Source organism: Sphingobacterium shayense (genome assembly GCF_013179575.1).
In the GTDB taxonomy this organism is placed as follows: Bacteria; Bacteroidota; Bacteroidia; order Sphingobacteriales; family Sphingobacteriaceae; genus Sphingobacterium; species Sphingobacterium shayense.
In genome coordinates this window covers 1-7,185 of sequence record NZ_JABMCQ010000190.1, presented here as the reverse complement: position 1 = coordinate 7,185, position 7,185 = coordinate 1, and the positions used below count along the sequence as shown (strand labels likewise).

Annotated in this window: 8 protein-coding genes; 4 read left to right on the top strand and 4 right to left on the bottom strand. The window is 39.5% G+C overall.

Annotated features, from left to right (window positions below; all coding sequences use genetic code 11):
• Positions 1-53 precede the first annotated feature (53 nt).
• A complete protein-coding gene (gene aroQ, locus HP439_RS16730; RefSeq protein ID WP_172391483.1) occupies positions 54-470 on the top strand; it encodes a type II 3-dehydroquinate dehydratase in 417 nt (138 codons plus the stop codon).
• Positions 471-536: 66 nt separating this feature from the next.
• On the opposite strand, the gene HP439_RS16725 is transcribed toward aroQ, so the two are convergent.
• Both HP439_RS16725 and lgt read right to left on the bottom strand, forming a co-directional pair.
• On the bottom strand, positions 537-1,754 hold the full coding sequence (locus HP439_RS16725) for a multidrug effflux MFS transporter (protein ID WP_172391482.1): 1,218 nt from the start codon (positions 1,752-1,754) through the stop codon (positions 537-539).
• A gap of 168 nt (positions 1,755-1,922) precedes the next feature.
• Positions 1,923-2,753, bottom strand: a complete 831-nt coding sequence (gene lgt, locus HP439_RS16720; protein WP_172391481.1) for a prolipoprotein diacylglyceryl transferase — start codon at positions 2,751-2,753, stop codon at positions 1,923-1,925.
• Positions 2,754-2,890: 137 nt separating this feature from the next.
• Here lgt and HP439_RS16715 point away from each other — a divergent pair, with 137 nt between their 5' ends.
• The 3 genes from HP439_RS16715 to HP439_RS16705 all read left to right on the top strand — a co-directional run bounded on the left by HP439_RS16715 (position 2,891) and on the right by HP439_RS16705 (position 6,031).
• Positions 2,891-4,009 carry a M42 family metallopeptidase gene (locus HP439_RS16715; protein WP_172391480.1) on the top strand — a complete coding sequence of 373 codons (1,119 nt, stop codon included), beginning with the start codon at positions 2,891-2,893 and terminating at the stop codon, positions 4,007-4,009.
• Between the two features lie 68 nt (positions 4,010-4,077).
• Positions 4,078-4,404: a DUF3467 domain-containing protein gene (locus tag HP439_RS16710; protein WP_172391484.1), complete on the top strand. Its 327-nt coding sequence runs from the start codon at positions 4,078-4,080 to the stop codon at positions 4,402-4,404.
• A 112-nt stretch (positions 4,405-4,516) separates the two neighbouring features.
• The gene (locus HP439_RS16705; protein ID WP_172391479.1) at positions 4,517-6,031 is read left to right on the top strand and encodes a bifunctional GNAT family N-acetyltransferase/carbon-nitrogen hydrolase family protein; all 1,515 of its coding nucleotides are present in this window, start codon (positions 4,517-4,519) and stop codon (positions 6,029-6,031) included.
• Between the two features lie 85 nt (positions 6,032-6,116).
• On the opposite strand, the gene HP439_RS16700 is transcribed toward HP439_RS16705, so the two are convergent.
• Positions 6,117-6,563, bottom strand: coding sequence for an acyl-CoA thioesterase (locus tag HP439_RS16700; protein ID WP_172391478.1), 447 nt, complete (start codon positions 6,561-6,563; stop codon positions 6,117-6,119).
• 47 nt (positions 6,564-6,610) lie between these two features.
• Positions 6,611-7,185, bottom strand: a 575-nt coding sequence (locus tag HP439_RS16695) for a DUF819 family protein (protein WP_172391477.1), incomplete at its 5' end; no start/stop codon positions are given.

The following is a 7,185-nucleotide window of genomic DNA, read 5'->3' as shown; positions in this document are numbered from 1 at the left end:
TTTCTATGGAGATATTTAGTAGATTGTCTACCTTTAGAGTTTAGCGAGAATCGATGAAAAAGATATTAATAATAAACGGCCCCAATTTAAACCTACTGGGGGTTCGTGAAAAGAGCGTTTATGGTGATCGGGATTTTCAGTCGTACTTCGAAGAATTGAAGACGGAATATGAGGATGTCGATTTATCTTATTTTCAAAGTAACCATGAAGGAGCCATTATCGACATGTTACATGAGGTTGGTTTTTCTTATGACGGAATTGTATTGAATGCCGGTGCATATACGCATACTTCAGTTGCGATTGGCGATGCAATAGCTGCCATTGAAACCCCAGTTGTGGAAGTCCATATTTCAAATGTTCACAAACGTGAAACGTTTCGACACCATTCTTATTTGGCGAAAAACTGCGTTGGAGTAATATGTGGCTTTGGTCTCGGTAGTTACCGATTGGGGCTTCAAAGTTTCCTGTAGAAAAATTAAATTAAATAACACAACAAAACCTGCATTTAGCAGGTTTTGTTGTGTTAAGGGTATGTTTTAGATTATTGTATGCTCAGCAGGTTTCGCCGCTAATATGGAGATTAAAAGTGAGCCTACGGCTGCTGCAGCCATCACACAAATCATCGGATATGCCGTGTTGTTATGGAAGAAACTAACTAAACCAGACGTTAAAGCGCCGATAGCCATTTGTATACAGCCTAATAAAGCGGACGCACTGCCCGCAAGGGATTTAAATGGTGAAAGGGCCATCGCCGACGTGTTAGGAAAGATAAATCCGTGACCCATTAGATAGAAAAATATCAGTATTAGTAAAATAGGGAAAGTCAATAGATCGCACAGAAGAAAGGCAAACAACGTCAAGGCCACCAGCGCTTGCCAGATATTAGCGATTCGACTTATTTGCGGGCTGGTCCATCTTTTCAAAATCACTCTGTTAACTTGTGTAGCGAGGATCATCGCAGAGGCAACAAAAGCGAAGGCAAGCCCGTATTCAGATTGTGTTAGTCCATACTGTTCTTGCATTACAAAAGACGATCCCGCTAGATATGCGTACAATCCAGATGAGGCTATAGACCCGACCATGCTGTAGCTAAAAAAGGTTTTATTTGTGAATACCGTCCAAAAATTTTTTGTGATTGCGGCTGGACGCAGAGAGAAGTCTTTATTGCCGGGATAGGACTCTGGTAGCTTAAAGAACGTAGCTAGAAGAATTATTACCCCAATCATCAACAGCGAAATAAAAATATAGTGCCAATCAAAATGATTCATCAAGAAAGCGCCTGCACTTGGTGCTAGTATTGGAGAAATTGCAATAACAAGCATCAATAAACTAAAAACTCTTGCTGCTTCCCGCGGCTGGTAATAATCTTGAATCATTGCTCGCGCTGCGACCATCCCCGCACAGCTGCCAAGGGCTTGAAAAAAGCGCAAAAGGATAAGATTTTCGATGTCGCGTGTGAAAATACATAGGAAAGTGGCGATGATATAGATAACTAGACCGACTAAGAGTGGTTTTTTTCTTCCATATCGATCTAACAAAGGCCCATAAATGAGTTGACCGAATGCGATTCCTATGAAAAAGCTAGTTAACGAATATTGTACTAAATCAACTGATGTATCGAAATCGGTAGCGATAATTTTAAATGCAGGAAGATACATGTCTATTGAAAAAGGACCAATCGCAGAGAGTAAACCAAGGATGAATAGTACGATAGTTCTGCTTGGTTGTTTGGTTTGTTGGATATGATTGCTCATTATAGTTGCTGAATTTTTGTCCTACAAATAGATGCTCTGGAAGTCTCCCACGGGTAGGATTACTAATTTGTTTCCGCACGGGATTTCTTTGTTGAACAATGTTTTGGCTTCAAAAGTTTGAATCCTTATAATTATTAAACCCACCTCTTTTGAAGGTGGGTTTAATAATTATTTTTTGGATAAGATCTCCTTCGGCCTTTTAAATATTAAGTAAAATCCTATGGCAACAAAAGGAATACTAAGAAGCTGTCCCATGTTGAATTTCATACCGTCTTCAAATGCTTCTTGATTCTCTTTGAAAAACTCAAGGCCAAACCGTGCTCCGAAGAGTAAAACTAGAAATACTCCAAATAACAAGCCTGGTTTGGGTTTCGTATTCTTCTGATATATCGACCAAAGGATGAAAAATATTATTACATAGCAAATCGCCTCATAGAGCTGTGCAGGATGGCGAGCAATTTGATCGTGCTTTTCGAAAACTACGGCCCAGGGTAAGCTTGTTGGGAGTCCTATGATTTCAGAATTGAAAAAGTTTCCTAGTCGTACAAAGGCACCTGCTAACGGGACGACTAAGACCAGGCGGTCTGCAATCCAAACAAAATTTGTTTTTGTTTTTCGCGAGAATAACCAAAGCGCAATCAGGATACCAATGGCACCACCATGACTGGCTAAACCTTGAAAACCTGTGAATTCGAAACTATTATTAACATTCCGAACAGGCAATATCATTTCTAGCGGATGCGCCATATAATAATCAAATTCATAGAATAGGCAGTGACCTAGACGAGCCCCTATAAGTGTCCCTAAGAATATATATATACTTAATTTATCTAGTAATTCTTGTGATTTGCCTTCGCGATTGAAAACACGTAACATAAGTACGTACGAGACAATGAATGCTGCTAAAAAGCACAATGCGTAGTAGCGTAAACCAAAAGAACCAATCTCAAAAATAACTGGGTCAATATTCCAATGGAAGACATTTAGGACTGAATGCATAGTTATATATTAAATGGTAAATATAGCGTTATCCATTAATAAATTCCAACTGCAAAACATTTATTCCATAATATCCTATCAATTGATTGTTTGAAATACCTTTAATTTTTTATATTTTGCCTGTCAAATATTTAGACATGGCGAACAAAAAAGGAAAAGAAGAGAAGAAGCATGTTTCGGTTGTTACCGATAAATCGTTAAATTTTTTTGAGAAATATATTAACAATCCATCACCTACAGGGTTTGAATGGCAGGGCCAACGCTTGTGGTTAGATTATCTTGCTCCTTACGTTGATGATACATATATCGATAATTATGGAACAGCAGTAGGAATTATTAATCCCAAAGCACCTTATAAGGTCGTTATCGAGGCACACGCTGATGAAATTTCATGGTTCGTGAATTATATTACTAAAGATGGACTTATTTATGTCATTCGTAATGGCGGGTCAGATCATCAGATAGCACCGTCTAAACGAGTAAATATCCACACGGATAAGGGGTTAGTGAAAGCGGTGTTTGGTTGGCCGGCTATTCATACGCGCTCTGGTGAAAAAGAAGACACACCGAATTTGAAAAATATCTTTTTAGATTGTGGCGCGACGTCTAAAGAGGAAGTTGAGGAACTTGGAATACACGTGGGATGTGTTATAACTTACGAAGATGAATTTATGATCTTGAACGATCGTTACTATGTCGGTCGTGCTTTGGATAATCGGGCGGGCGGATTTATGATCGCAGAGGTAGCACGTCTATTGAAAGAGAACAAAAAGAAATTGCCATTCGGGTTGTATATCGTAAATTCTGTACAAGAAGAAATAGGGTTGCGTGGTGCAGAAATGATCGCTGACTACATCAAGCCCAATATCGCAATCGTCACAGACGTCACGCACGATACACAGACTCCGATGATTAACAAGAATATCCAAGGCGATTTAGCGTGCGGCCAAGGACCTGTCCTTTCGTATGCACCCGCTGTCCAAATTAATTTGAACAGATTATTAGTTGATGTGGCAGAGAAAAATGATATTCCATTCCAGCGACAAGCGTCTTCTAGGTGGACTGGTACAGACACCGATGCTTTTGCTTACTCGAACGGAGGTGTGCCATCGGCACTGATTTCCTTGCCACTGAGGTATATGCATACAACAGTAGAGATGATTCACAAGGATGATGTGGATAATGTAATACGTTTAATTTATGAGGCTGTTTTGTCTATTAAATCAGGACAAGATTTCAGGACATTTGCGAAATAGCCGTATAAAAAATAATAATTGATATATTAGTTAGAAAATACAGAATGTCAAAAATGGATGTGAATTTTATGGACTTGAAGAACGATAACACAGAACCTGAAGAAAACAGTGAATTGAGTATTGAACTTAGTGAGGAGATTGCAGAGGGGATATATAGTAATTTAGCTATTATTACGCACTCAAATAGCGAGTTTGTGTTAGACTTTATTCGTATAATGCCTGGTATTCCTAAGGCAAAAGTAAAATCCAGAATTATCTTAACTCCCGAGCATGCTAAAAGGCTACTAGGAGCGCTTCAAGACAACGTGAATAGGTATGAAGCTGGAAATGGAACGATTAAAACGAACGATCCTCCGATTCCAATGAATTTTGGAGGCCCTAAGGGCGAAGCATAAGCTTTAGAGAGAAAGAAATTGGAGAACGGAGCGTTCTCCTTTTTTATTGATTGGCAATAATATTGACCAAACTAATAGAGTAGGAATTTGTTGTACAGCTAAGAAAAAAAATATGGATATACAGGTTAGAATATTAACGGACGAGGATTATAAAGATCTAAAGCGGTCCATGGAAAAGGCCTACGGTAGCGATTCTGGTGAGATATGGACACGGGAAAATATAGAAGATCTGCTTACAATGTTCCCAGAGGGGCAGTTGTGTGTTGAAGTAAATGGGAGAGTGGTTGCTTGCGCGCTGTCCCTTATTATCGATTCGAAAAAGACAAACCTTCAGAAAAAATATTACGAAATCATCGATGACGGTAAATTTACTACACATGATTATGAGGGGGATACTTTATATGGGATAGAAGTATTTGTGCATCCAGATCATCGGGCTTTGCGTTTAGGAAGGCGCTTGTACGATGCGCGTAAACAACTTTGCGAAGAGATGAATTTAAAAGGTATCGTCGCGGGGGGGAGAATACCAAATTATCATAACTATGCCGATAAGATGACCCCTCGGACCTATATTGAGAAGGTAAAACGTAAAGAAATTTATGATCCGACGTTGACTTTTCAACTTTCTAATGATTTTCACGTTCAGAAGATTTTAAAAAATTACTTACCAGAAGATAAAGAGTCGAATGAATTTGCCACGCTGCTAATGTGGGATAATATCTATTATGAACCAGATTCTAAATCAAGTTCGACATCAAAACAGACGATTCGCCTGGGGCTGGTTCAGTGGCAGATGCGTTCGTTTAAAGACGTGGAAGAATTCTACGACCAGGTGGAATTTTTTGTCGATGCGGTTAGTGATTATGGCGCTGATTTTGTTTTATTTCCAGAATTTTTTAATACGCCGTTGATGAGTCCTTATAATCATCTTCCTGAACGTGCAGCGATGCAGAAACTTGCAGAACTTACTGCTGATATTATCGTTAAAATGCAAGAATTCGCAATATCGTATAATGTTAATATAATCGCTGGTTCTATGCCGATTATAGAATATAAAAAATTATATAATGCTTCCTATTTATGCCATAGAACAGGTAAAGTTGATGTGCATAAGAAGATCCATATCACACCGAATGAGTTCAAGTATTACGGGATGACAGGAGGGAATGAGATAAGCGTTTTTGATACAGATTGTGGTAAAGTCGGCTTGTTAATCTGTTACGACGTCGAATTCCCTGAAGTCAGTCGTATCATGGCTGATCAAGGTATGCAAATGTTGTTCGTTCCTTTTATGACCGACACACAAAACGGTTATATGAGGGTAAGAGCTTGTGCGCAGGCGAGGGCGATTGAAAACGAGTGTTACGTCGCGATTGCAGGATGCGTTGGAAATTTGCCTCGCGTAAATAATATGGATATCCAATATTCCCAATCCGCCGTCTTCACACCGTCGGATTTCGCGTTCCCCAATAATGGAATAAAAGCGGAAGCTACGCCAAATACAGAAATGGTATTAATTGCGGATGTTGATTTGTATGCTTTACGCGATTTACATGAATACGGAACAGTTAAGATATTGAAGGATCGTCGTAAAGATCTGTACGAGGTGGTGTTAAACAGTAAATAATATGGAGTAATTCATGGGTAATCAGTGATGAGGGTAACCCACAGCACACCCTGCTAAAACAGAAACATAGACGCTAAGTAAGCGTTTATGTTTCTGTTTGTAGATAGTCATTCGATTTAGGAATCCGTTCTATTATAGGCACCCAATCTTCAGGAATCGTGGTTAATTTTCTCTCGCGGAGATTTAACCACGCTCCGTCAACGTTGACGGTAGCTGCTTTAATACCGTTCTCTTTGTATATCTCGTGACGGAATGAAAATCTAAAATTGACAGTATTAAGTTTCGTGAGTTCGACTTTTACGATGATCGTTTCATCTAAGCCAACTTCTCGGTGATAAACAAGTTCCTCGCGAAATAAAATAGGTCCAATTCCACGTTTTGCAAATTCTTCCAGTGAAAGGCCAGCATCTTTTAACATATTGCTACGGGCCTGCGCGCAGAAATCTGCATAAGCCGAGTGCCGGAGATGTCTGTTGGGATCCAATTGAGCCCAGAGTACTTGCCCTTGGTAATAGATGTTGTTATCTTTCATTGTAGTTGAATTTACAAAAAATAATTGCGTAGCAAAAGTTGATTTCCCTAACCGCCTGCTGCGAGCTGCATTAATATTGCTGTCAACCAGCCCGCGTACGTGCCAATAGCATAGCCAAAGACAGAAAGGATTACTCCAACTGATATAAGTGACGGGTGGAACGCTGCTGCTGCGACGGTTGCGGACGCAACACCACCGACATTGGACATGCTACCCACTGCGTAGTAAAAAAACGGTACTTTTAGAATTTTGCCGACGATAAGTAGAAGAAGCGCGTGGAAAGAAAGCCAAATAGCACCAACGATAAATAGACCGGGATTTTCCAGAATCGCCAAAATATCCATTTGCATGCCGATGGTTATTATAAGCATATATAGTAAAGTAGTTGCTAATTTTGATGCACCAGCATGTTCCAACTTTCGAGCCGGAGTAAAGGATAGTGAAATTCCGATTATTGTAGCGACAAGAATGATCCAAAAATAGGTATTCGTTAACGAAAAGGTTTCCAGCTGTGGGAAATGAGCTTGCATGTACTCTGAAATAGGGATTGCTAAAAAAGAAGCTAAACCTGTACCACCTAATGCTAATGAGAGCATAATGATGATATCTTTTGTTTCAGGTA